A 1,302-nucleotide genomic window follows, 5' to 3' on the forward strand; every position below is an offset into this window, starting at 1 on the left:
TCCGCGCGCAGCCTCAACGCCGGCGGTCCAGTGTTTCGTGTGAAGGTCCGCGCGGACCACCCGGTGCTCCGGGATCACTGCATCGCCGGACGCATGATCTTGCCGGGGGTCGCGACGATCGAGCTCGCCCTGGCGGCGCTCGAGCTGGTCGCGCCCGGGCGGGCGCCGTGCCTCGAGCAGCTGTGCTGGCTGCGCCCGCTCGAGGCGGGGCCCGACGGCCTCGAGCTGTTCGTTGGGATCCGCCGCGGGGTGTCCGAGGGCGACGAGCCGATCGAGATCGACATCGAGACCGAGCTGGGTGTCCACGCCCAGCTGCTCGCGCGCTTCGAGCTGCCCACGCTCACGCCTGAGCCGGCTCCTGCGCCCGCGTCGACCTCGGCCTCAAGCTTCATGGCCGCGGATTTCTACGCCAGCTTGGCCCGCGCCTCGATCAACTACGGGCCGTGGTACCGCTGCGTCAGCGACCTGCAGCTCGACGCGGAGGGGGTGCTCGCGCGGCTCGAGCTGCCGGACGCGGCGCAGCCCAGCTACTGCCTGCACCCAGCGCTCGCCGACGCCGCGCTGCAGTCGGTCGCCGGGTTCCTGCTCGATCCCACCAACCCGGGCGCGGGCGGGCCCACCTCGGTCGCTGTCTCGGTCGCGCGGGTCGTCGTTGCGAGCGCCCTGCCCTCGCGCTGCTGGGCGCGGGTCCGCGAGCGCGACGCTGGGGTCTACGATGTCGCGCTGTTCGACGACGACGGTCGCGTCTACGTGCGCTTCGAGGGGCTGCACTTGCAGACGCTCGGCCAGACCCACGGCCCGACCCACGGGCGCGAGTCCGCCACCGCCTTCGCGCCGCGCTGGGAGCCGGTCACCGCGTGCGCGCCGGTGCTCGTGAACGACTGCGCGCTGCTCGTTGGACCCGGCGTGATCCTGGAAGCAAGCGTCGAGGTTCACCCGGTCCATCGCCTCGCCGCCGAGCCAAGCGTTGCCGCGCTCGAGGCCGCGCTCGCCGAGCTGAGCTGCGCGCGGCTCGTGTACTGCGTGGGCGCCAACGGATCGGCCAGCTCGATCGCCGCGCTGGTCCAGGCGCTGGATCTTCGGGGCCGCAGCGAGGGCCCGCTCGAGCTCGTGATCGTGAGCGCGGGGGCCCAACAGCTCCCCGGCTACGATCCCCGCGCAGCCGAGCTGCCTGGATCGAGCGCGGCGCTCTCGGGTGTGGCCGCCGTGCTCACGCGCGAGCGCCCGCGCTGGCGGGTCTGGTGTGTGGACGTCGAGCGCGGGGCCGCCCCGACCCGCTGGATGTTGCCGGCGGCGCCGCTA

1 protein-coding gene is annotated in these 1,302 nt (G+C 73.9%); it reads left to right on the forward strand.

Going from position 1 to position 1,302, the window contains the following annotated elements:
* On the forward strand, positions 1-1,302 hold a 1,302-nt coding region (locus DB30_RS40840; protein WP_146662967.1), incomplete at both ends, for a polyketide synthase dehydratase domain-containing protein.

The organism is Enhygromyxa salina (assembly GCF_000737335.2).
Lineage (GTDB): Bacteria > Myxococcota_A > Polyangia > Nannocystales > Nannocystaceae > Plesiocystis > Plesiocystis salina_C.